Source organism: Agromyces sp. NPDC057679, from assembly GCF_042799635.1.
Lineage (GTDB): Bacteria > Actinomycetota > Actinomycetes > Actinomycetales > Microbacteriaceae > Agromyces.
This window is the reverse complement of the sequence record NZ_JBHVIK010000002.1, coordinates 319,712-341,002: the sequence shown is the minus strand read 5'-3', so window position 1 is coordinate 341,002 and position 21,291 is coordinate 319,712. Positions and strand designations below refer to the sequence as shown.

Below are 21,291 nucleotides of genomic sequence, written 5' to 3'. Positions count from 1 at the left end.
CGATCGGCATCGGGGATCCGCCCGTGCGCCGGCGCGGGACATCCGCCAACATGGAGGGATGACCGACGACACCGCGACCGCGGAGACCGCGCGCGCCGACGAGCTCGCCTTCGTCCCGATCACGGGCGACGACCTCGTGATGTGGCTGCCCGAGTCGATGGCGTACTACCAGGCGTCGAGGCTGCGCGCCGGTGACACCCCCGAGCAGGCCGAGGCCGCGGTCGAGGCCTCGCGGCAGCGCTTCTTCACCGACGGGCAGCTGCACCCCGAGCACGTGCTGCTCGCGATCGTCGTCGACGGCGAGGACGCGGGGTGGCTGTGGCTCGGCCCCTGGGCCGAGGGAGGCGACGCGTGGTGGGTGTGGGACGTGCACGTGCGCGAACCTTTCCGCCGCCGGGGCCTCGGCCGGGCGGCGATGCGGCACGCCGAGCAGGTCGCTCGCGAGCACGGCTCGCCGACGCTCGGCCTCAACGTGTTCGCCTACAACGTGCCGGCGATCGAGCTCTACGAGAGCCTCGGATTCGAGGCGGCGTCGCTGCACATGGCGAAGTCCCTCTGAATCGTCGCGCCCGTCCGGTTCGGGCGCGCAGATCGAGAGCGGGGCCAGCCGGTCGGCGTGACCCCGCTCTCGCGTGGTGATCATCGGTTGCGCGGTGAGATCGGTCGGGGCTCGGGCGTCGGCGTGGGGACGCCGTCGTCCTGCGACTGGCCGAACTGCTCGGCGTACTCGGCGAGACGCTGGCCCTGCACCTCGGCGGCCGAGGGGTCGACGGCCTCCGCCTGCTTGGTCGCGCGCACGGCCTCCTGGACCTGTGCCGAGTTCGAGCGAGCGGCGCGCTGCGCCGACTGCTCGGCCTGCTTGACGGCTCGCATCTGCTCTTGCGCCTTCGCAGAGCGTGCGGCCGACTCGACGCGCTCGGTGCGCTCGGCCTCGCGCAGGATGTCCTGCAGGGTGGTGCCCTGGGGCGCGAATTCCTGCGCGTGAGCCCGGCTGCGTTCCAGCGCGGCCTCTCGACGGGCCGAGTCCTGCTGCGACTGCAGCGAGGTCACGCTCTGCGATCCGGATCCGCTCTCGAGCTGGGACTGCACACCGGCGCAGCCGCTGATCGTGACGAGGAGTACGACGGCACCGATCACTGCGGCGCCGGTCCTGTTGGTGTTCATGGCCCTCTCCTGTTCATGTGGGGGTTCGCGGGGATGTGAACAATCCTCAAGTTAGGGTCGGGCGAGACGCCCGTCATCGGGACCGCCCCCGGTGTTCTCCTCGGTGCCCGCGTCGCGTCGAGGCCGGGCAGGCGTGGAGCGGCATCCGGGTGAACGCTGAGGTGTTCTCGACTTCGATGCGAATCGCGGGCGTGCGCGGCATGCGCGATCTGCGGCGCCGTTTCGAAGGCGAACGCAAGATTCCCGCGTTGCAGTGCAATCAATCGCGAGCGGATGCCTCGTAGCCTTGAGCTGTACGGCGATTCCCGCCGCGCGCGGCACTGCCGCGACCCAGCATCTGACCCCTCACTGAGGAACGGAGGTTCACATGTCGAACATCACGATCGACCCCATCGTCGGCGAACCCGAGGTCCTCGAGGACGTCACGCCCGAGCAGATCGCCCTCGCCGACGGCGTCGAGGCCGACCCCGCCTGGCTCCGCCTCAAGGAGTCGGCGACGAAGCTCCAGTCGCTCCAGGTGAAGGACGGCTCCGTCCCCGTCGAGGGTGACAAGGCCGAGGCATCCGCCCTCGTCGACGCCATCGTCGAGTCGGTCGCCGCACTCGCGCCGCGCTTCCCGCACGAGGCCGCCTACCTCACCGCACTCCAGGCCGACTTCCGCAAGTGGCAGGCCGCAGGGCTCGAGGTGCCCGACTTCCTCGACTCGCTCGTCGAGTTCCAGCCGCAGCGCCACCGCATCGACGGCATCCGCCACCTCGTCGTGTTCCCGATGTACACGCAGAACGGCTCGCTCGACCGCCACGTCGAGGCGCTCGTCGTCGAGACCATCTGGCCCGAGTTCATCGCCGCCCTCGAAGCCGGCGACTACGGCAACAAGCTCTTCGTGAGCCTCCGCCTCGTCGACTTCACCCCCGGCTACGACACCAACTCGGCCGTGCTCTTCCCTGAGACCGTCGCGATGCGCGAGATCCCGACGTTCACGTGGGGCGCGATCTTCCAGGACCGCGAGGCCGCCCGCTACCGCAAGGTCGTGCGCGCCGCGAGCGACATCACGAAGCTCGTGCTGCCCGACGACGCCGCCGAGATGCTCACCGACCAGGAGCTCACCGAGCGCACCTTCGTCATGTGGGACATCATCCACGACCGCACGCACATGCGCGGCGACCTGCCGTTCGACCCGTTCATGATCAAGCAGCGCATGCCGTTCTTCCTCTACTCGCTGGAGGAGCTGCGCTGCGACCTGACCGCGTTCCGCGAGTCGGTCAAGATCCAGCGCGCGCTCGACGCCCGCCTCGCGAAGGGCGAAGAGCTCACCGACGTCGAGGAGCAGATGCGCTCGACCGGCAAGCTCGTGCAGTACGCCGTCATCTTCGACCGCATCTTCCGCTTCTCGATCACCGGGTCGCGCGTGCGCAACTACGACGGCCTCGGCGGCCAGCTGCTGTTCGCGTGGCTGCACAAGAAGCACGTGCTCGAGTGGCGCGACGTCGAGCTGAGCTTCGACTGGGACAAGGTGGCCGACGCGGTCGTCGAGCTCGGCGACGCGATCGACCTGCTCTACTGGGAGTCGATCGACCGCCCGAAGACGGTGCACTGGCTCAAGGCCTACGAGCTCGTCTCCTCGGTCGTCACCCCGAACCCGGCGTCGGCCTGGGCCGAGGGCCTGCCCCGCGAGGTGCTCGCCGGCCCGCCCAAGGGCTACACCGACCTCGTGATGGACGACGAGTTCCCGCTGTCGATGTTCTTCGAGGCGCTCGACAAGAAGATGAAGCCGGTCATCGAGTCGACGGTCGGCATCACCGGGCAGACCGAGGTCTGACCCACCGTTTCAGGAAGACGTACGCTGCTCAGGACGGAATCGGCGATTTCGTCCTGAGCAGCTTTCGTTCTCCTGAATGACCGCCTGCTTCCACGAAGCTCGAAGAGGAGCCCACCATGACCGACCACCCCACCGGCGCCGCGGGGCGCACCGTGCTCATCGCGGGCGCGACGAGCGCCTCGGGCCGAGCCGTCGCCCGAGCCCTGCTCGAGGCGGGCGCCCGCGTCATCGCGGTGGGCAGCGACCGCGGCCGGCTCGTCGAGCTCGCAGCCGAGCTGCCGGGCGTCATCGTCGAGCAGGCCGATCTCACCGACCAGATGCAGGTGTGGCCCCTCGCGATGCGCGTGCACGGCCGGGTCGGCGAGGTCGACGGCATCATCCACCTCGTCGGCGGCTGGCGCGGCGGCGGCGGCATCCCCGGGCAGACCGAGGAGGACTACCGCGTGCTCGAACGCTCGTTCTCGGCACTGCGCCACGTCAGCCGCGCCCTCTGGGACGACCTCGTCGCCTCCCCTGCGGGCCGTATCGCGATCGTCTCCTCGACGGCGGTCGAACGTCCGCTCGCGGGCGGCGCGAACTACGCCGCCGTGAAGGCCGCGAGCGAGGCCTGGATGCAGTCGCTCGCCCACGGCCTCGGCAAGGAGGGCGAGACCGGCGCCGCCGTCACCTTCCGAGTGAAGTCGCTCGCGGGCCTCGAAGACCGACTCGCGAACGAGGTCGTCGCGCTCTGGTCGACGGATGCCTCGGAGCTGAACGGGCGCGTCGAGACGCTCTCGGACTGAACCGACGCGGCGGGATGCCGCCTCGGTCAGGCGTTCGCACCCGGTGCGTCCACGTCGGAGGCGACCGCCTCGGCCGCGTCGGGTGCGAGCGCTTCGGGCGCGACCTCCTCGGCTGCGTCGGGTGCGAGCGCTTCGGGCGCGGCCCCCTCGGTCGCGTCCTCGGGGCGTTGCAGGCCCCCGTCGCCGGGCCCCGGCGGCACCGAAGGCGCGGGCGGTGCGGGAGGCGGCGGAGCCGATTCCTCTCGATCCTCTTCGGCGGCCTTGCCGAGACATCCCGTGCCGTCGAGCCCCGGGCCCTCGAGCGCCGCATGCCATGCGGCCTGCTCGTCGGCGCCGAGCCCTTCGGGCATGGCCGGCGCGGTCGAGTTCGGGTTGCGCGGTTCGGTCGTCCACCACTCCCAGTGGCGGTACTCGTACCCGGCGTCGACCATGCACTCGCGCACCGCCTGCTGGAACGCGAGCCACGCCGCCTGCTCGGCGGCGCTGGGCAACGGATCGGCCGGCGGTGTCGTGGGCGACGGCTGGGGCGCCTCGGGCGTCGGAGCATCGCTCGGCGACGGAGCGTGCGGCGACGGCGACGGTGACGGCTGCGGCACCGCATCCTCGCCGTCGTCGGCCCCGTCCGAGGTGCCGGGCGGCGTCGTCGGCGCGCCCGCCTCGACCTCGAGTCGATCGTCGGCGGTGCTCGCGGGGTGCGGCGAGCGCGCGTCGTAGAAGACGGGCGCCCCGGTCAGGGCTGCGGCGACGCCCAACGACAGGGAGCCGAGGAAGAGGACCGTCGCGGCGGCGACCAGGAGGAGGATCTTGCGCACGCGGCTCCTCCTCGTCTCCCGAGGGGTCGCTCGGGCGTTCGTCGTGCGGGCGTCCGGCAATGCTACGTGACCCCCGAAGAGGGGGCAACCCCGTGAGCCGGTTGCACTCGGACGGCATTCGGGACGATCAGCCGGCGACCTACGGCTCAATCGATCGGCGGCACCCCCGGGGCGTCGTCCGTCTCGCGACGCTCACCGGCGACCTCGGTCGCCTCGTCGGCGGGCGAGCGCTGCCGACGGCTCAGCCAGAGGAACGGCACCGCGAGCGCCTGGAACCCGCTGCTCACGAGGAGCGACCCCGGGTAGCCCCACAGGTCGGCCGATCGCCCGAGCACCGGCTGGATCACCGCCCCGCCCGTGCTGCCCAGCAGCGAGTCGAACGAGAGCACCGTCGCACGCTGCGCCGACGGGATCATGTCGTTGAGGTAGGCCTGCTGCACGGGGCCCGCCGCTGCATCGACGAGCCCCCAGAGCACGAGCAGCACGAGCGCGAACCAGAAGCTGCGGTTGAATCCCAGCGCGAGGAGCACGGCGCAGCTCACCACGAGGCTCAGGAGGATCGTCGTGGTGCGGCGTCGGAACCGGCGACGCACCCACGGCGCGCAGAGCCCGCCGATGATCTGCGAGCCCGAGAGGATCGCGGCGGCGAGGCCCGCGATCGAGTACGCCTCCTCGTCGCCCCAGAGCTCGACGAGGTAGGGCTGCAGCGCATAGAAGACGTAGAAGCCGACGCCGGAGGTGAAGAACGAGGCGAACATCACGTAGCGCACCGCCGGTCGCCCGAGCCCGTACTTCAGCGACGACTGGAACACCTGCTTCGTGGCCTGCAGCGGGTGCGCGCGTCCGGCGGGCGTGAAGCCGAGGTCGCGCATGAGCACCGCGGCGACGACGAACATGACGATGAGGATCGCGGCGCGGACGAGGAACGGCACCCCGAGGTCGCTCGCCTGCGCGATCACGCCGCCCGCGATCGAGCCGATGAACATCGCGGCGCCCGAGAGCGCGAGCCCGCGTCCGAACACCCGCTCGAGACTGCCCGTGTACCCGGTCGCGGTGAGCGCGTCGACGAGCCACGCCTCGGTCGCCCCCGAGAAGAAGGTGAAGCCGAGCCCGAGCAGCACCGAGACGACCGCCCATCCCCAGAACGGCGCCTCGATCACCCAGAGCCAGTAGTAGAGCAGCGTCGTGACGGCGAGCGTGACCGTGCCGAGGAGGTAGGACATGCGACGGCCGAGGGTGTCGGCGACGACGCCCGTCGGCACCTCGAAGATCACCATGCCCAACGAGAAGAAGGCGTTCGCGGCGAATGCCTCGAGATTCGAGAGCCCGGCGTCGAGCAGGAACAGCGTGTTCACACCCCAGATGAACGACGCCGCGAGCGTGTTGCCGATGAGCAGCGTGAAATACACGGACTGCACCCGCCGCGCCGCGTGATTGACCGTCGTCGGCTCGCTCACCCGCCCATCATCCTCCCGACCGGCTGCCGACGGAAGCGCTACGCTCACGCCATGGTGCGCTTCCTCATCCGTCTCGGCGTCTCCCTCGTGCTCGCCGCCCTCGCCCTCGCCGTCGCCGCGCTGCTCGTCCCGGGCATGCACCTGCACTGGTCGGGATTCATCGTCGCGATCATCGTGTTCGCGGCCGTGCAGGCCCTCATCGAGTGGCTGGTCGAGACCCTGTTCCACCGTGGCGCCCCGGCCGTCGCGGGCGTCGCAGGCCTCATCTCGACCGCGGTCGCGCTCTTCGTCGCCTCGCTCGGCGACGGCATCACCTTCGACGGCATCGCGCCGTGGGTGCTCGCGGCCGTCATCGTCTGGATCATCACCGCCCTGGCCGCCTGGCTCTCGGGCAAGTATCTGCTGCCGCGCATCGCCCCCGACAAGAAGGGCTGAGCGATCGGATGCCCCGGGGCCGGCTCCGGCCCCGGGGCATGATCGCCGCGGCATGACGGACGATCACCGCATATTGTCACGGCCGGTGACGTGCGTCGCGTAGCCCGAGCAACCGGCGTCCTCCCAGCGGTACGCCGCACTCGTCCCCGCGTCGCCGCCGAGCGCGAGGGTCCACTCCGCTTCCTGCTCGGGAGTCAGATCATCGGGCATCGCGTCCTGCGGGTCGACGTCGAAGGGGTCGGGGGTGACGTAGTCGGGATTCCAGAACTCCGAATAGAGGTACTCGAACCCCTTGTCGCCCATGCACTGACGGATGACGTCGTCGTATGCGAGCCAGTTCTCGCGCGGTGTCGGCAGATCGGGGTCGTCGGGCGGAACGGCCGCGGACAACGGTGTGCCCGCGGCACGACCCGCCTCGGCCGCGGTCCGGGCTTCCGTCGCGCACCCGCCTTCGAAGCTGTAGGGGTGGTCCTCGCCGAGCAACGCCTGCCCCCACAGGATCGAGGTCTCGAAGTCCAGGCCGACCGGCTGGGAATCCTCTTCCAGCCACCAGCGGGCGATCCGGTAGTCGAATCCGCGATCGGCCATGCACTGACGCACGAGCTCCTGCTCGCCCAGGTACTCCGAGCGTTCCTCGGGCGAAACGTACTCGGGGTCGCTCGGCTCGAGGTACGGGTTGTAGCTCGCCGCCATCACCCCGGTACCCGGCTGCGGCGGCGCCTTCGGAGTCGCCGGAGGCGCGGTCGGTACCCCGGGTTCGGCCTCGGGCAGCGAGGCGAGATACGACGCCATCTCGTCCTCCGACTCACCGCCGTCCGTTCCGCTCGCCGGCTCGGCGATCGGCTCGGGCCCCGGCTGGCTCGCCGCGTACGCGGCGGCGCCCAGGGCGACGACCGACGCGCCGCCGAGCACGGCGCCCGAGATCACGACGACCGCCGCGATGCGCTGCAGATTCATGCGGACACCGCCTCGGTGGGCGCGACGTCGACGGTAGGGTCGCTTCGTCGACGGCGCGCCCACAGCCCGCCCGCAGTCGGCAGCCACCACGCGGCCATCGCCGCGAAGAACAGCACGCCCGCTGCGGCCATGACCCGGTTCACGAGCATCGCCTGCTCGATCGTCGAGGCGTAGAACGCGCCCAGCGTGGTGCTCGACGCGATGAGCGTGTACATGCCGAACCTGATGAGCACGTAGCTCGCCGCGGCGAGCCAGAGGGCGCCGAGCCAGCGGAACCGCGGAACGGTCGTCAGCACGGCTCCGAACACCGCCATCGCGAGGCCGAAGACGCCCGCGGCCACCAGATCCCAGGCGCCCGACCAGGAACCGGCGGCCACGCCCGCGACGATGCGCCACACGACGAGCACGCCCCACGCGAGCAGCAGCGCGGTCGCGAGGTGGGCGAGCGCGGGCATCGCGAGCGGGAAAGTGCCGCGCGGCGCGGTCAGGGCGAGCCGGCGCAGCTGCGCGCGCCGCCAGCTGAGATCGGCCGGGATGCCGCGGACGAGGCGACCCACGAACGACCGGGCTGCCACGGATCGGCCGGTCTCGGCCGCGATCGCGCGCTGCTCGTACAGATCGGAGACGAGCTCGGCCCGTCGTGTCGTCGCGACGGGCTCGGAGAGGTCGCGGGTGTACCAGCGGCACCAGCCGAGCACCAGCGCATCGACGCGGTCGTCGCCGGTTCGGCGTTCGACCACGCGCTCGACGAAGCCGCCGTCGAACGCGTCGTCGAGAGCGTTTTGCTCGAGCGCGGGCGAATCGGCCTCGGCCCGAGCCATCCCCCCGCCGCTCATGCGAACGCCGCCTTCGGCCGGGTCACGGGCGCGGGTTCGCGGGCGGCGAGCTCGGCGCGGTACGCGAGCTCGCCGGCGCCGGTCACACGGTAGAGGCGACGGCGTGGGCGGCCGACCGCCTCGGCGAGCGCGGCGTCCTCCCACGCCGACTCGAGCAGACCCGCCTCGTTCATCCGCGCGAGCGCCTTGTAGAGGGTGCCGTACGCGGTGAGCGCCACCGCCTCGTTGCGCTCGGCGATTCGCTTCGCGAGGGCGAAACCGTAGAAGTCGCCGTCGGTCCGCTGCAGCTCCATGCCCGCCGCGAGGATATCGACCTCGAGGTCGAACAGTCGTCCTTCACGTCTCCGTGCCATGCGGGAAACAATAGGAACATATCTTCCTTTAAGCAAGGGCCGTCCCGAAACCGAGTCGGATTCGGCGTCGGCGGGCGGCCGGGTTAGCATGCTCGCACCCCGAAACGGCGCGCGAGTCTCCCCCGGCTGGCCGCCCCCGCGCCCGAGCGAACCCGAGCTCGAGGCATCCGACCCGAAGGCCCCACCCATGCGCAAGCGCACCGTCGCGCTCATCGTCATCGCCGCCGTCCTCCTCGCCGTCGTCGGCGGGCTCTACTGGGCCGGCCGCCACCTCTTCTACGAGCCGACCGCGAAGGGGGTCGACTCGGTCGTCGGCGAACTCGGCGGCACCCGCGTGCTCGGCGTGTTCGCCCACCCCGACGACGAGCAGACCGTCAACGGACTGTTCTGGCACGCGCACGAGGACGGTGCCTACACCGCGATGATCACCGCCACGCAGGGCGAGGCCGGGCACCAGACCCCGGTCGTCGCACGGCAGGAGGACCTCGGCGAGGTGCGCAGGGCCGAGGCGCTGAAGAACAGCTTCAACCTCGGCGTCGACCGCCACGTCGTCTGGGACTATCCCGACGGCGGCGTGCCCGACGCCGACGAGGACGAGCTCGTCGACCGCGTCGTCGACGAGCTGCAGCGGGTGAAGCCCGACGTCGTCGTCGCGTTCTGGCCCGAGTCGGGCGCGACCGGCCACAAGGACCACATGCAGATGGGCCGCGTGACCGAGCTCGCGATCGCGAAGCTCGAGGCGGAGGGCGGCGACTACGCCGGCCCGAAGCACCTCGTCTACACGATCAGTCCCTCCGGCGCCCTGGCGGCGTTCGGCGGCGACACCGGCGCGTTCGTCGTCGCGAACCAGCCGAAGCCCGAGGTCGCGATGGATGCCGCGGTGCAGAAGAAGCACGAGGGGTGGACGATCCACGCGTCGCAGGCGAACTTCATGCAGGAGTCGTACATCCTGCCGACGTGGCTCATCTACCTGCTGTGGGACCAGGAGTTCTACCACGTGCGCGATCTCGAGGCCGAGCCGCTGGGTTAGATCGACCGGTCGGGAACGAGCCGCGCGGCGACCGTTGCGGAACCGCGTGTAGCCTCCCCTGATGACCACCACCATCTCGGCCGCCGCGATCCTGCTCGACATGGACGGCACGCTCGTCGACTCGTCGGCCGTCGTCGAACGGGTGTGGACCGACTGGGCCGCGGAGCACGGGCTCGATCCTGCCGAGGTCATGCAGGTGATCCACGGCCGCCAGGGGCACGCGAGCATGGCGATCCTGCTGCCGGGGCGCCCGGTCGAGGAGAACCTCGCCGACAATCGCGCGATGCTCGAGCGCGAGACCGCCGAGACCGAGGGGGTCCTCGCCATCGCCGGCGCGGCCCGGCTGCTGCGTTCGCTCGCCGAGGTGCCGCACGCGCTCGTGACCTCGGCGAGCCGCCCGCTCGCGACCGCCCGCATGACCGCGGCCGGGCTGACGATGCCCCCGGTCGCGGTGACCGCCGAGAGCGTGTCGGCCAGCAAGCCCGACCCCGAGGGGTTCCTCACCGCCGCCGAGGCGCTCGGCGTTCCGCCCCGCGACTGCGTGGTCTTCGAGGACTCCGAGGCCGGCATCACAGCGGCCCGCCGGGCGGGCATGCGCGTCGTCGGCGTCGGGCCGCTCGCCGGACCGCACCGACCGGATCACCACGTGCACGACCTCTCCGCCGTGCGCATCACGGTGGACGACGCGGCGATCACGATCACGCTGGAGTAGGGCGGCTCGACGCCGGCAGTGCGGGGGCCCGGCCGCTTCTCGGGACGCGAACGGAGAGCGTCCTCCGATTCACTATGCTGACGCTGTGAATCGCACTCTCGCCCGCAGCCTCGGTGCTGCGCTCCTCGTCTCGTCGATGACGTTCGCCCTCGCCGCCTGTTCGCTCCCGGGCGGCGGCGCTTCCGCCGAGGCCACCCGTCCGTCTGAGCAGCCGGTGGTCGCCGCCGAGGCCTCCGCCGACCAGGCGGCCGCGCTCGACCGCTACGTCGCGGCCGTGCAGGAGCAGATGCCGGCGCTGATCGACCAGTTCGGCGGGATGTACTCGGAGATCACGGCCGAGGCGATCGCGCCCGACACCATCGACTACCGCTACGTGTTCACCGAGGCGGTGGACGCGGATGCGGCCGGACCGACCTTCGACGAGCAGAAGCCGATGCTGCAGACCCTCTGCGACGAGACGCTGTTCCCCGAGATGGAGTCCCACGGGATCACCGAGTCGCCGAAGGTGAAGTACACCTACCTCAACCCCGACGGCTCCGAGGTCTGGACGAACGTCTTCACCTCGGAGTAGCACTCGAACCGGTCGACCGTGTGCTGCGCGCCTAGGCTGGCTGGCAGGCCCGAGCAGACGGGGGATGACGCATGACCGAACCGAGACTCGCCGAGGTGCAGGCCGAGCTCGCCGCACTCGACGACCCGAAGACCCGCGAGGCCAACGAGCGACGGGGCGACACGCACGGTGTGAACCTCGCGCAGCTGCGCGCCCTCGCGAAGCGGGTGAAGACGGACCACGAGCTCGCACTCGAGCTCTGGGCCACCGGCGACACTGCCTCGAGGCTGCTCGCGATCCTGATCTGCAAACCGAAGGCGTTCAGCGCCGAGCAGCTCGATGCGATGGTCCGCGAGGAGCCGACGCCCAAGGGCCACGACTGGCTCGTCAACTACGTGGTGAAGAAGAGCCCCCATGCCGAGGCGCTGCGGCTCGCGTGGCTCGACGACGCCGACCCGCTCGCGGCGAGCGCCGCGTGGGCGCTCAACGCCGAACGGGTGTCGAAGCAGCCCGAGCGGCTCGCACCCGACGAGCTCCCCCGCATGCTCGACACCATCGAGGCCGAGATGCAGGGCGCCCCGGCCAAGGTGCAATGGGAGATGAACACGTCGCTCGCGATGATCGGCATCAACCACCCGGCCTTCCGCGCCCGCGCGATCGACATCGGCGAGCGCCTCGAGGTGCTGAAGGACTACCCGACGCCCCCGAACTGCACCTCGCCGTTCGCCCCCGTCTGGATCGGCGAGATGGTGCGCCGGCAGGGCGCGAAGTAGCCGGCGCGATCTCAGCCACGCGACGGATTCCCGCACCGCGCCCGGTCGCTAGCGTGGAGGGATGTCCGAGAACGTGACCACCGCCCCGCCCGTGCTGCCGGGCGTCGAGTGGGTCAGGCCGCGCCCCGGCCGCCGGGGGTACCGCAACGACCTCGTGCTCGCCCTCGTGCTCGCGGTCGGCACCGCCGCGAGCGTGGTGCTGTACCGCGCGACCGGGTGGGGCGAGGGCACCCCCTGGTGGGGCGCCGCGCTCTGGACGGCCGGGATGACCCTGCCTCTCGCCGCGCGGCGCCGATGGCCCGAGATCGTGGCGCTCGTGGCATCCGCCGTCTTCATCGTCGGCGCCGTCGTCGGCGTCGGCGAGGCGCTCTTCTCGAACATCGCGCTCTTCGTCGCGATCTACACCGTGGGCGCGTGGGGGCGCAGCCGCCGCGTCGCGACCATCGTGCGCGCCGCCATCGTGATCGTGATGTTCGGGTGGCTGTTCTGGGGGCTCATCTTCTTCTCGACGGTGCAGGATCACCTGCCCGAGCTCTCCCGCGAGGGCCTGCTCTCGCCGTACCTCGCGTACGGATTCATCAACGTGCTCACGAACCTGCTGTACTTCGGCGGCGCCTGGTACTTCGGCGACACCGCCTACCGGTCGGCGCGCGCGCGGGCCGAACTCGAGCAGCGCACGGCCGAGCTCGCCGCCGAGCGCGAGCGCACCCGCGTGCAGGCGGTCGCGCTCGAGCGGCTGCGCATCGCGCGCGAGCTCCACGACGTCGTCGCCCACCACGTCTCGGTGATCGGGGTGCAGGCGGGCGCGGCGCGGCGCGTGCTCGCCAAGGACCCTGCGGCGGCGACCGCGTCGCTCTCGACGATCGAGTCGAGCGCGCGCGAGGCGGTCGACGAGCTGCACGGGCTGCTCGGCACCCTCCGCGGCGACGCCGACACCGGACCGCTCGTGCTCGACGACGCCCCGGCGCCCGCCACGGTGGAGGCGACCACGAGCACCTCGACCCGCGGCATCGCCCGACTCGACGAGCTCGTCCGCGAGTCGGCCGACGGCGGACTGCCCGTGACCCTGGCGATCGTCGGCGAACCACGGCCGGTCTCGCCCGTCGTCGACCTCAGCGCCTACCGCATCACCCAGGAGGCCCTCACGAACGTGCGGAAGCACGCCGGCGCGGCCGCGACCGCCGAGGTGCGCGTGCGGTGGACCGACACGGCCCTCGAGGTCGAGATCACCAACTCGGGCACCGCGACCTCGGTCGCGGGAACGGCACGACGATCGGATGCCACGGGCGGGGGCCTCGGCCAGCTCGGCATGCGCGAGCGGGTCGCCGCGGCGGGCGGCACGATCGAGCTCCGTCCGCGGGCGAGGGGCGGCTACCTCGTGCGGGCGAGCTTCCCGCTCCGTCGCGTCGAGGAGGCGGGCGCGTGAGCATCCGCGTGCTCGTCGTCGACGACCAGAGCCTCGTGCGTGCCGGCTTCCGCACCATCCTCGACTCGGAGGACGGGATCGAGGTCGTCGGCGAGGCGGCCGACGGGCAGGCGGCGATCGACCAGGTCGCGGCCCTCGCCCCCGACGTGGTCTGCATGGACGTGCAGATGCCCGGCATGGACGGGCTCGAGGCCACCCGCCGCATCACGGGCGACGCCGCGACGCAGGCCGCGGTCCTGGTGCTCACGACGTTCAACCGCGAGGACTACCTGTTCGCGGCGCTCGACGCCGGGGCGAGCGGGTTCCTGCTGAAGAACTCGAGCCCCGAGCAGCTCATCGAGGCGGTGCAGGTCGTCGCGCGCGGCGACGCGCTGCTCTCCCCGGATGTCACGCGCCGCGTCATCGAGGCGGTGGCGGGCCGCTCGGGGTCGAGTGCCGCGGGCGGGCACGGGGCATCCGTCGCCGTGCCTGGCCCGGCCGCTCCCCCGCCGCCCGCCGAACTCGCGACGCTCACCGAGCGCGAGCGCGAGGTGCTCGAGCTGCTCGCGCTCGGCATCTCGAACGCGGAGATCGCCGTGCGGCTCTGGGTCGGCGAGGCCACGGTGAAGACGCACGTGTCGAAGGTGCTCATGAAGCTCGGCCTGCGCGACCGGGTGCACGCGGTCGTCTACGCGTACGAGCACGGCGTGGTGCGGCCGCGCGGCTGATCTCGCCGACGGCCCGCGCCGAGCTGGGGGGTTGACGCATCCCCTGGCGCGACTTATGGTTAAGCAATTCATTAATTAAGGAGTTGCTTAACTTGGGTGGAGCGCAGGACGAGCTCAGCGCGGTGTTCCAGGCGCTCGCCGATCCGACCCGCCGCGCGATGCTCTCGCGCCTCCGGGTCGGACCCGCGACCGTCGGCGAACTCGCCGAGCCCTTCGCCATGAGCCGCCCCGCGATCTCGCAGCACCTCGGGGTGCTCGAGCGGGCCGGGCTCATCGAGCGCACGGCGACGGCGCAGTGGCGCACCTGCACGCTGCGCACCGAACCCCTCGACGAGGCATCCGCCTGGGTCGAGCTCCACCGCCGCGAGTGGAACGAACGCTTCGACCTGCTCGCCGAGCACCTCCGCACCATGAAGGAGGGTCCGAAATGACCGAGCACCAGACGGCATCGGCCGCGGCGACCACCGCGGCGAGCCGAGCACCGCAGTTCACCATCACCCGCATCTTCGACGCCCCGCGCGAACTCGTCTGGCGGGCGTGGACCGAGCAGGCCGACGCCGCCGCATGGTGGCATCCGCGCGACATCGTGATCAAGCCCGGCAGCGTCGACCTCGACACGCGCGAGGGCGGTCGCTACCGCTACACGATGGTGGCGCCCGACGGCACCGAGTACCCGACGGCGGGCACCTTCCGCGAGCTTCGCGAGCCCGAGCGCCTCGTCATGACGTGGGGTTCACCCGGCGACGACGACGACCGCGTGCCGGTCATCACCATCACCCTCCGCGAACTCGACGGCGGGCGCACCGAGATGCTGTTCCACCTGCTCGGCGTCGACGGCGCACCCGGCGACGACGATGTCTACGACGGATGGGACTCGGCGTTCGACATGCTCGAGGAGCACCTGGCGGGCGCGCCCGACGCACCCGGCACGCGAGGCGAGGCGAGCTGATGGGCCGGCTGATCGTCGAGCAGGTGATCACCGCCGACGGCTACGCCGCCGACGCCGACGGCGGCATCGACTTCTTCGACGCACTCGTGCAGACCGGCGACGACGGCGCGGTCGAACTCAACGACGCCCAGCAGCTCGCGTACGTCTCGCAGGCCGAGGCGATCCTCTTCGGCGCGACGACGTACCGCATGTTCGCCGACTACTGGCCGGCCGTCGACCCGGCGGTGGAGCGCGTCGCCGAGCTCATCAACCGGCTGCCGAAGTTCGTCGTGTCGAACACGCTGGCCGTCGCCCCATGGGGCGACGGGAGCGTCGAGATCCTCCGCGGCGACGGGGCCGAGCAGACCGCCGCCCTGAAGGAGCGCTTCGGCACCGTCATCGTGTGGGGCAGCCTCGTGCTCACCGACGCGCTGTTCACCGCCGGTCTCGTCGACGAGCTGCACCTGCGGATCGTGCCGACGCTGCGCGGCGACGGGCGCTCGTTCACGCCCGGCGCGCTCGCCGAGCGTCGGCTCCGGCTCGAGAAGGTCGCCTCGCGCCCGGGGGGCGTCGTGAGCCTGCGATACCGCGTGGGCTGACCGGCGGCGACGCCGGCCGGTGCGCAGTCACCGGATCGGCGCCGGGTCAGCGCCGGAACGTGACGTGGACGACGCCGCTCTCGGCCGTCTCGCTGGCGACTGAATACCGCGCCTCGAGCCCGCGCAGCTCCTCCCACAGGTTCTGTCCGCGCCCGAGCACGATCGGCGCGATCGCGACGTGGAGCCGGTCGACCAGGCCCGCCGCGAGGAACGAGCGCACCGTGCGCACCCCGCCCCCGATGCGCACGTCCCCGCCGTTCGCCGACCGGGTCGCCTCGGCGAGCGCCTCCTCGGGCGACGCGTCGCGGAAGTGGAAGGTCGTGCCGCCTGCCATCTCGATCGACGGGCGCGGCGCGTGCGTCAGCACGAACACGGGGACGCGGAAGGGCGGCTCCTCGCCCCACCAGCCGCGCCAGTCGGGGTCGTCGGCGTTCTGGTGCAGCCCGAACATGCCCGCGCCCATGATCTCGGCGCCGACGCCCTCGAAGTACGCCCGGGCGTAGGCGTCGTCGATCCCGGTGGTGCCGGCTCCCGAGGTGTCGCCGAGCACTCGCTCGCGGAACGTGCGCGTCGCCGCGTAGGCGCCGGTGAGTCGGAACCAGTCGTCGCCCATCGGATTCTCGGGGGTCTGGTCGGTCGTCGACGCGAAGCCGTCGAGGGAGATGTTGAGGTCGGCGCGAACGGCCACGGGCGGAGTCCTTCCGGTCATCGATCGCGACCCCATCGGGCCGCGACGCCCACTCTTCCGGCGCTCGGGCCGACGCCGAAGGGTTTCGATGGAGGTCGAAACATCGAGCCTCGAGCTCAGTCGGCCCGCCGGCCTCCCCGCCCGCCCGTCGCCGACTCGGTGAGGGGGTCGGCGTCGGCGGACGCGCTGCCGGCGTCGTCGGCCTCGGGGTCCTCGCGCCCATCGCCGACCGCCGGCGTCACACCCTCCCGGAACTCGGTGGAGAGCATCCGGTACGAACGGGTCGTGAACGCGGCGAGCGCGAGCGCCACCATGATGAGGCCCGAGAACAGGAACACGAGCGCGATGCCGCGCGCCACCCCGTCGCCGAGCACCCAGCCCCACGTCGCCTGCCCGTCGTCCGACTCCATGTAGGGGATGATCCAGAACTCGGCGAGCGGCGCGATGAGGAACGCGGTGATCGGCGCCGCCGCGGCCTCGAACGCCTGCGCGAAGCCGAAGACGCGCCCCTGCGTGCGGAACGGCACGACCTTCTGGATCACCGTCTGCTCGGCCGCCTCGACGACCGGGATGAGACACATGTACGCCCAGATGCCGAGCGCGTAGAGCAGCCACCAGTCGCGGATCGTGAAGAGCGCCCCGAGGAGGCCCATGACGATGACGACGAGCAGCATGGTGCGGATGGGGTTCTCGCCGAGCCCCCACTTGGCGACCACGAGGCCGCCGATGATGAAGCCCGTCGCGGTGACGCCGAGCACGATCCCCCAGATCTCGACGGGGAACAACTCGAGGCCGTACGGGTCCATCAGGGCCATGTACACGCCGCCGATGAGGTTGTTGAAGGTCGAGAAGAGGATGAGCGCGAAGAGCCCGGGGGCGGCGCGCACCGCCGCGACGCTGCCGCGGAGATCGATCATCGGCGGCCGATCGGCGTCGACGGCGGGCTTCTCCTCGGGGATGCGCACGAACAGCAGGTGCACGAGCGCGACGAGCGTCAACACGATCGCGATGGCCAGCGTCCACCCCATGCCGACGATCCCGATCGCGAGTCCGCTGAACACGCTCGTGACCATGAACGCGAGGCCCTGCACCGTGCCGACCATGCCGTTGGCGTTGGCATGACGCTCGACGGGCACCAGCAGGGTGACCGTCGTCGACAGGGCGATGTTGCGCATGTTCTCGACCACCGCGCCGAAGAGGATGACGCCGGAGAACACCCAGAACCAGGGGCCGCCGAGATCGACGAGCGCCGACTCGGGCTGCAGCAGGTAGAGCACCCCCGCGAGGGTGAACGCCACGAGCGAGACGACGCTCGACAGCACCATGACCCGGTGCTTGCGGTGCCGGTCGACGAGGGTGCCGAAGACCATGCCGAACAGGGCGATGAGCAGCATGTACGCCCCGCCGATGATGCCCGTCGCGAGCACCGAGCGGGTCTCGAGGTACACCCAGAACGTGAGCGCGAACCACAGGAAGCTGGTGGTCACGTTCGCGATCATCGTGTTGACGAGCACGTGCAGGAAGGTGCGCATGCCGTGCTCGGGGGGCACGACCGAGCCCGCCTGCGGCGCGTGCGCTTCCGCCGCCCCCGGCCCCGTCCGGTCGAGCCCCTCGCTCATGCTGCGAGGGTAACCGCGACCGCCGAGATCCATAACCCCCTTCGCGCCACCCGGCGCGCTCCTCCCCCGCGAGGCGGAGCCGCGATCCCCGTCGCGAGGCGGATGACGCCGGCCACGCGACATCCGTACCGTGAAGGCATGCTCGAACTCAACGACGTGACCAAGCGCTACGGCGATCGTCTCGCACTCGACGCGGTCTCCTTCTCGGTCGGCGACGGCCGCCTCACCGGCTTCGTCGGCGGCAACGGCGCCGGCAAGACGACGACGATGCGCATCATCCTCGGCGTGCTCGCGGCCGACGGCGGCCGCGTCTCGCTCGACGGATCGTCCCTCACCGCCTCGGATCGCCGCCGCTTCGGCTACATGCCCGAGGAGCGCGGGCTCTACCCGAAGATGAAGGTGCTCGAGCAGGCGGTCTACCTCGCCCGCCTGCACGGCTGGGCTCCAGCCGCGGCGCGCCGCAACGCGAGCGAACTGCTCGACCGCCTCGGCCTCGCCGAGCGATTCGACGACACGATCGAGTCGCTCTCGCTCGGCAACCAGCAGCGGGCGCAGATCGCCGCCGCGCTCGTGCACCACCCAGAGGTGCTCGTGCTCGACGAACCGTTCTCCGGCCTCGACCCGATCGCGGTCGAGACGGTGCAGGGCGTGCTCGCCGATGCCGCGGCGGGCGGTGTGCCCGTGCTGTTCTCCTCGCACCAGCTCGACATCGTCGAGCGCCTCTGCGACGACCTCGTGATCATCGCGGGCGGCCGCATCGCCGCCTCGGGCGCTCGCGACGCCCTCCGCGCCGAGCACGGCTCGGAGCGCTGGGAGCTGCTCACCGACGGCGACACCGGCTGGCTGCGCGATCGCGCGGGCATCACGGTCGCCGAGTTCGACGGCGGCTGGGCGGTCTTCGAAGCCGAATCGGATGCCGCGCGGCAGGCGGTGCTCGCCGAGGCCGTCACCCGCGGCGAGGTCGTCAGCTTCACCCGCGAGCACACCACGCTCGCCCAGATCTTCAAGGAGGTCGTGCGATGAGCACGCAGTCCCAGCAGCCCGCGGTCGCCACGACCAGACCGGTCGAGCCGCGCTTCGTCGACAGCGTCTCGCTCATCGCGGGCCGCGAGATCACGATGCGGCTGCGCAGCAAGGCGTTCCTCATCTCCACCGGCATCCTCATGCTCGCCGTGCTCGCCTCGGTCGTGCTCGGCAGCCTCTTCGGGGGCCAGTCCGACCCGGTGAAGGTCGCCGTCGTCGGGACGGCTGCGACCGCCGTCGAGGGCAATCCGGCGCTCGACCCGGTGCCCGTCGACGACGAGGCCGCCGGCGAGCAGTTGCTGCGCGACGGCGAGGTCGAGGCGATCATCAGCCCCGCGGCATCCGACCCCCTCGGCATCACGGTCACCGGCCTCGACCAGACGCCGTCGAGCGTCGTGTCGGCGCTCGCGGTCCGCCCGACGGTCGAGCTGCTCGAGCCCGCCGCGGTCGACCCCGGCCTCGCATACCTCGTCGCCTTCGGCTTCGGCATCGTGTTCTTCATGTCGGCCATCACCTTCGGCTCGACGATCGCGCAGTCGGTCGTCGAGGAGAAGCAGACCCGCGTCGTCGAGATCCTGCTCTCGACGGTGTCGGCCCGGGCCCTGCTCACGGGCAAGGTGATCGGCAACAGCGTGCTCGCGTTCGGGCAGATCCTCGCGATCGCGGTGCTCGCGATCGCCGGGCTGCTCGTCACCGGGCAGAAGGTGCTGCTCGGCGGGCTCGGCAGCTCGGTGATCTGGTTCGTCGTGTTCTTCGCGATCGGCTTCGTGATGCTCGCCGCGCTCTTCGCCGCGAGCGCCGCGATGGTGTCGCGCGCCGAGGACATGGGCTCGGTCACGACGCCCGTGACGATGCTCGTGATGATCCCGTACTTCCTCGTGATCTTCTTCTTCGACGACCCGACCGTGCTCGGCATCATGAGCTACGTGCCGTTCTCGGCCCCGGTCGGCATGCCGGTGCGCATCTTCCTCGGCCAGGCCGAGTGGTGGGAGCCGATCCTCTCGCTCGTGATCCTCATCGCGACGACGGCGCTCGCGGTCGTGATCGGCGAGCGGATCTACCGCAACACCCTCCTCAAGACGGGGTCGCGGGTGCCCCTCGCCGAGGCGCTGCGCGGATAGCGGCCTCGCGCGAATCGAGCTGCGGGCGGATGCCACGGGGTGGGGGCCCCGGCATCCGCCCGCTTCGCGCGTCAGAACTGCGTGCGGGGCACGAATACGGCGATTCCGTGCGCCCGCCGTCACGATGCCCGCCCGCCCGCGGATGCGAGGATGGTTCGGTGAACTCACCGCTCCACGACACGACCTTCCGCGGCTTCGCCTCCGACAACTACTCGGGCGTGCACCCCGACGTGCTCGCCGCCATCGCGACCGCCAACGACGGCCACCAGGTCGCCTACGGCGAAGACGTCTACACCGAGCGCCTGCAGCAGGTGTTCGCCCACCACTTCGGCGAGGGCGTCGAGGCGTTCCCCGTCTTCAACGGCACCGGCGCGAACGTGACCGGCCTGCAGTCGATGCTGCCGCGCTGGGGTGCGGTCGTCTCGGCGAAGACGGCGCACATCAACTCCGACGAGGGCGGGGCGCCCGAGCGCGTCGGCGGCATCAAGCTGCTCACCGTCGCCGCGCCCGACGGCAAGCTCACCCCCGAGCTCATCGACGAAGAGGCGTGGGGCTGGGGCGACGAGCACCGCGCGCAGCCGCTCGTGGTCTCGATCACGCAGACCTCCGAGCTCGGCACCGCGTACACCGTCGACGAGGTGCGCGCGATCGCCGACCACGCCCACTCGCTCGGCATGAAGCTCCACATGGACGGCGCCCGGCTCTCGAACGCGGGCGCCTCGCTCGGCGTGCCGCTGCGCGCGTTCACCCGCGACGCGGGGGTCGACGTGCTCAGCGTCGGCGGCACCAAGAACGGATGCCTCGGCGCCGAGGCGATCGTGGTGCTGAACCCCGAGGCATCCGAGGGCCTGAAGTACCTGCGCAAGCTCAACATGCAGCTCGCCTCGAAGATGCGCTTCGTCTCGGCGCAGCTCATCGCGCTCTACGAGGGCGACCTGTGGCTCCGCAACGCGACCCACGCGAACGCGATGGCCTCGCGCCTGCGCGACGCGCTCGACGCGGGCATCGCGGCCGGCGAGCTGCCGGGCCTCGGCTTCTCGCAGGAGACGCAGTCGAACGGCGTCTTCGCAACCCTGCCGCAGGGTGTCGCCGACAAGCTGCGCGACCGCGGCTTCCGCTTCTACGACTGGGACGCCGCACGCGGCGAGGTCCGCTGGATGTGCGGATTCGACACGAGCGAAGCCGACATCGACGCGTTCGTCGCCGGCATCCGCGAGGAGCTCGCGGCGGCGTAGCCTCCGCGGCAGTCCGTCAACGATCCGCTTCGGTATCGCCCGGGGGCTGATGCTCCCGGGCGTTACGTCACTGATCCGTCTCGGGTATCAGCCGAGGGGCTGGTCCTCCCGGCCGTTACGTCACTGATCCGTCTCGGGTATCAGCCGAGGGGCTGGTCTTCCCGTGCCGTTACGTCACTGATCCGTCTCGGGTATCAGCCGAGGGGCTGGTCCTCCCGGCCGTTACGTCACTGATCCGTCTCGGGTATCAGCCGAGGGGCTGGTC

At 71.3% G+C, this 21,291-nt stretch carries 24 protein-coding genes; 16 read left to right on the top strand and 8 right to left on the bottom strand.

Annotated features, from left to right (window positions below; all coding sequences use genetic code 11):
* Positions 1 to 58: 58 nt before the first annotated feature.
* Positions 59 to 559 carry a GNAT family N-acetyltransferase gene (locus tag ACFVAJ_RS08495; RefSeq protein WP_376943065.1) on the top strand — a complete coding sequence of 167 codons (501 nt, stop codon included), beginning with the start codon at positions 59 to 61 and terminating at the stop codon, positions 557 to 559.
* Positions 560 to 639: 80 nt separating this feature from the next.
* Here the strand turns inward: ACFVAJ_RS08495 and ACFVAJ_RS08490 are convergent, their stop codons facing one another.
* The gene (locus tag ACFVAJ_RS08490) at positions 640 to 1,164 is read right to left on the bottom strand and encodes a hypothetical protein (protein WP_376943063.1); all 525 of its coding nucleotides are present in this window, start codon (positions 1,162 to 1,164) and stop codon (positions 640 to 642) included.
* Positions 1,165 to 1,531: 367 nt separating this feature from the next.
* Between ACFVAJ_RS08490 and ACFVAJ_RS08485 the strand changes: the two genes are divergently transcribed.
* Positions 1,532 to 2,983, top strand: a complete 1,452-nt coding sequence (locus ACFVAJ_RS08485) for a DUF6421 family protein (RefSeq protein WP_376943061.1) — start codon at positions 1,532 to 1,534, stop codon at positions 2,981 to 2,983.
* A 116-nt stretch (positions 2,984 to 3,099) separates the two neighbouring features.
* Positions 3,100 to 3,765 (top strand): SDR family NAD(P)-dependent oxidoreductase, encoded by a 666-nt coding sequence (locus ACFVAJ_RS08480; protein WP_376943059.1) that lies wholly within the window; start codon positions 3,100 to 3,102, stop codon positions 3,763 to 3,765.
* Positions 3,766 to 3,791: 26 nt separating this feature from the next.
* Here the strand turns inward: ACFVAJ_RS08480 and ACFVAJ_RS08475 are convergent, their stop codons facing one another.
* Positions 3,792 to 4,577, bottom strand: coding sequence for a hypothetical protein (locus ACFVAJ_RS08475; protein ID WP_376943057.1), 786 nt, complete (start codon positions 4,575 to 4,577; stop codon positions 3,792 to 3,794).
* A gap of 146 nt (positions 4,578 to 4,723) precedes the next feature.
* Positions 4,724 to 6,034 carry an MFS transporter gene (locus tag ACFVAJ_RS08470; RefSeq protein ID WP_376943055.1) on the bottom strand — a complete coding sequence of 437 codons (1,311 nt, stop codon included), beginning with the start codon at positions 6,032 to 6,034 and terminating at the stop codon, positions 4,724 to 4,726.
* Positions 6,035 to 6,085: 51 nt separating this feature from the next.
* On the opposite strand from ACFVAJ_RS08470, the gene ACFVAJ_RS08465 reads away from it, so the two are divergent.
* Positions 6,086 to 6,469 (top strand): phage holin family protein, encoded by a 384-nt coding sequence (locus ACFVAJ_RS08465; RefSeq protein ID WP_376943053.1) that lies wholly within the window; start codon positions 6,086 to 6,088, stop codon positions 6,467 to 6,469.
* A gap of 63 nt (positions 6,470 to 6,532) precedes the next feature.
* On the opposite strand, the gene ACFVAJ_RS08460 is transcribed toward ACFVAJ_RS08465, so the two are convergent.
* The 3 genes from ACFVAJ_RS08460 to ACFVAJ_RS08450 are packed head-to-tail and all read right to left on the bottom strand — an operon-like array spanning position 6,533 to position 8,615.
* Positions 6,533 to 7,426 carry a hypothetical protein gene (locus ACFVAJ_RS08460; RefSeq protein ID WP_376943051.1) on the bottom strand — a complete coding sequence of 298 codons (894 nt, stop codon included), beginning with the start codon at positions 7,424 to 7,426 and terminating at the stop codon, positions 6,533 to 6,535.
* A complete protein-coding gene (locus ACFVAJ_RS08455; RefSeq protein WP_376943049.1) occupies positions 7,423 to 8,262 on the bottom strand; it encodes a hypothetical protein in 840 nt (279 codons plus the stop codon). Before ACFVAJ_RS08455 ends, ACFVAJ_RS08460 begins: the two co-directional genes overlap by 4 nt.
* A complete protein-coding gene (locus ACFVAJ_RS08450) occupies positions 8,259 to 8,615 on the bottom strand; it encodes a PadR family transcriptional regulator (protein WP_376943047.1) in 357 nt (118 codons plus the stop codon). The genes ACFVAJ_RS08455 and ACFVAJ_RS08450 overlap by 4 nt, the downstream gene beginning before the upstream one ends.
* 187 nt (positions 8,616 to 8,802) lie before the next feature.
* On the opposite strand from ACFVAJ_RS08450, the gene ACFVAJ_RS08445 reads away from it, so the two are divergent.
* The 9 genes from ACFVAJ_RS08445 to ACFVAJ_RS08405 all read left to right on the top strand — a co-directional run bounded on the left by ACFVAJ_RS08445 (position 8,803) and on the right by ACFVAJ_RS08405 (position 15,340).
* Positions 8,803 to 9,645 (top strand): PIG-L deacetylase family protein, encoded by an 843-nt coding sequence (locus tag ACFVAJ_RS08445; RefSeq protein ID WP_376943045.1) that lies wholly within the window; start codon positions 8,803 to 8,805, stop codon positions 9,643 to 9,645.
* A gap of 61 nt (positions 9,646 to 9,706) precedes the next feature.
* A complete protein-coding gene (locus ACFVAJ_RS08440; RefSeq protein ID WP_376943043.1) occupies positions 9,707 to 10,357 on the top strand; it encodes an HAD-IA family hydrolase in 651 nt (216 codons plus the stop codon).
* Positions 10,358 to 10,442: 85 nt separating this feature from the next.
* Entirely contained in the window at positions 10,443 to 10,928 is a 486-nt protein-coding gene (locus tag ACFVAJ_RS08435; protein ID WP_376943041.1) for a hypothetical protein, read from the top strand.
* 71 nt (positions 10,929 to 10,999) lie between these two features.
* A complete protein-coding gene (locus tag ACFVAJ_RS08430) occupies positions 11,000 to 11,680 on the top strand; it encodes a DNA alkylation repair protein (RefSeq protein WP_376943039.1) in 681 nt (226 codons plus the stop codon).
* A 61-nt stretch (positions 11,681 to 11,741) separates the two neighbouring features.
* Positions 11,742 to 13,106: a sensor histidine kinase gene (locus tag ACFVAJ_RS08425; protein ID WP_376943037.1), complete on the top strand. Its 1,365-nt coding sequence runs from the start codon at positions 11,742 to 11,744 to the stop codon at positions 13,104 to 13,106.
* Positions 13,103 to 13,813, top strand: coding sequence for a response regulator (locus ACFVAJ_RS08420; protein ID WP_376943035.1), 711 nt, complete (start codon positions 13,103 to 13,105; stop codon positions 13,811 to 13,813). The genes ACFVAJ_RS08425 and ACFVAJ_RS08420 overlap by 4 nt, the downstream gene beginning before the upstream one ends.
* A 92-nt stretch (positions 13,814 to 13,905) precedes the next feature.
* Positions 13,906 to 14,244: an ArsR/SmtB family transcription factor gene (locus tag ACFVAJ_RS08415; protein ID WP_376943033.1), complete on the top strand. Its 339-nt coding sequence runs from the start codon at positions 13,906 to 13,908 to the stop codon at positions 14,242 to 14,244.
* Positions 14,241 to 14,762 (top strand): SRPBCC domain-containing protein, encoded by a 522-nt coding sequence (locus ACFVAJ_RS08410; protein WP_376943031.1) that lies wholly within the window; start codon positions 14,241 to 14,243, stop codon positions 14,760 to 14,762. The genes ACFVAJ_RS08415 and ACFVAJ_RS08410 overlap by 4 nt, the downstream gene beginning before the upstream one ends.
* Positions 14,762 to 15,340, top strand: coding sequence for a dihydrofolate reductase family protein (locus tag ACFVAJ_RS08405; RefSeq protein ID WP_376943029.1), 579 nt, complete (start codon positions 14,762 to 14,764; stop codon positions 15,338 to 15,340). The genes ACFVAJ_RS08410 and ACFVAJ_RS08405 overlap by 1 nt, the downstream gene beginning before the upstream one ends.
* Positions 15,341 to 15,386: 46 nt before the next feature.
* Here ACFVAJ_RS08405 and ACFVAJ_RS08400 read toward each other — a convergent pair whose 3' ends face one another.
* Positions 15,387 to 16,049, bottom strand: a complete 663-nt coding sequence (locus ACFVAJ_RS08400) for a dihydrofolate reductase family protein (RefSeq protein ID WP_376943027.1) — start codon at positions 16,047 to 16,049, stop codon at positions 15,387 to 15,389.
* Positions 16,050 to 16,144: 95 nt separating this feature from the next.
* Positions 16,145 to 17,560, bottom strand: a complete 1,416-nt coding sequence (locus ACFVAJ_RS08395; RefSeq protein WP_376944613.1) for an MFS transporter — start codon at positions 17,558 to 17,560, stop codon at positions 16,145 to 16,147.
* A 225-nt stretch (positions 17,561 to 17,785) separates the two neighbouring features.
* Here ACFVAJ_RS08395 and ACFVAJ_RS08390 point away from each other — a divergent pair, with 225 nt between their 5' ends.
* The 3 genes from ACFVAJ_RS08390 (at position 17,786) to ACFVAJ_RS08380 (ending at position 21,026) form a co-directional block, all read left to right on the top strand.
* Entirely contained in the window at positions 17,786 to 18,670 is an 885-nt protein-coding gene (locus ACFVAJ_RS08390; protein WP_376943024.1) for an ABC transporter ATP-binding protein, read from the top strand.
* A complete protein-coding gene (locus tag ACFVAJ_RS08385) occupies positions 18,667 to 19,791 on the top strand; it encodes an ABC transporter permease (RefSeq protein WP_376943022.1) in 1,125 nt (374 codons plus the stop codon). The genes ACFVAJ_RS08390 and ACFVAJ_RS08385 overlap by 4 nt, the downstream gene beginning before the upstream one ends.
* Before the next feature lie 158 nt (positions 19,792 to 19,949).
* On the top strand, positions 19,950 to 21,026 hold the full coding sequence (locus tag ACFVAJ_RS08380) for a threonine aldolase family protein (protein WP_376943020.1): 1,077 nt from the start codon (positions 19,950 to 19,952) through the stop codon (positions 21,024 to 21,026).
* Positions 21,027 to 21,291: the final 265 nt, after the last annotated feature.